This window comes from Streptomyces sp. NPDC089915, assembly GCF_040684675.1.
Lineage (GTDB): Bacteria > Actinomycetota > Actinomycetes > Streptomycetales > Streptomycetaceae > Streptomyces.
The window spans coordinates 1-1092 of sequence record NZ_JBFBGN010000419.1; the positions used below are offsets into that span (position 1 = coordinate 1).

1 pseudogene is annotated in these 1092 nt (G+C 76.3%); it reads right to left on the bottom strand.

From position 1 onward, the window contains the following. Positions 1-1092: pseudogene (locus AB0O29_RS36320) on the bottom strand (hypothetical protein); the annotation flags it as partial.

A 1092-nucleotide genomic window follows, 5' to 3' on the forward strand; every position in this document is an offset into this window, starting at 1 on the left:
GACAGGAAGAACAGCGTCTGCCGCCAGGCGTACGCCGCGTCCTTAACGGTGCCCAGCGGGCGCGGATGGCCGTGGACGCGGGCGACGAGGCGGCACACCGAGGCGAAGCCCTCCTCGGCCAGGGCCTCCCAGCCCGCCTCCGGAGCGACGCCCGCCCGCCGCACCAGGACGGCCAGGTTGTGGGTGGTCAGGATCTGCGCCTGCTCGATGACCGTGCCGTTGCCGGCCGGAGACCAGGAGCGGGCGGCGTCCGTCCCGGCCCGCTCCCCGCACAGCCGGTCGAACGCTGGCGCCGTCCGGGCCGGACGGGCCAGGGCGAGGCCGTCGGCGGCGTGCACCACCGCCATGTTGCGTACCGCGGCGCAGTCGATCCCGTAGTAGCGGGCGTAGAGGCCGCCTTCCAGAAGGTCGGCCGCGATGCGCGCGGCGGTCAGGAACTTCGGGCTGAAGCTCCCCGTGAAGATGTCGGCCGCGAGCTCCTCGGTGAACGGCGCGGACAGGTCGGCCCGGCGTGCCAGGTGGGACATCTCGCGCACCAGCGGGTTCGGCAGCAGCGTTCCGGGGAACGCGCCGACGGCCAGGTCTCCGAGACGCCGCAGCGCGGCCTCTGCGGCCGCCCGCGCGCGTTCCTCCGTATCGGCGTCGCTGCCGTGGCCCGCGACCGCGCGCACCCAGGGCAGCTCGTCCACCCGCACCTGGTGCTCCAGGTCGAGCAGCAGCAGCGAACGCCGGTTGCGGAACGCCCGGTACGTGGCCGCCGCGAGGGTGCGCAGGGCGGGATCGGCGTGGCGCTGCGCGGTGGCGTTGGCCACGAGCTGCGGAACGAGCTCGGCCAGCACCTCCGCGGACGGCACCAGGCCGCGCGCGACGAGTTCCTCCGGCGGGGCGCTGAGCGCGGTGCGGACCACCTGCCGCAGACGCGGCGGGACGACGGTTCCGGCGGGCAGGCCGGTCCGGGCCGCCTCCGTCTCCGTCACCGGTGCGAGCGGCCCGTCGACGTCGGGCGTTCCGGCCCGCTGGTCCAGCGGCGCGAGGCGGTCCGCCACGGCGGCGGCGATCTCGTGGTGTGCCGGCAGGGCCGCCTGGCGCGCC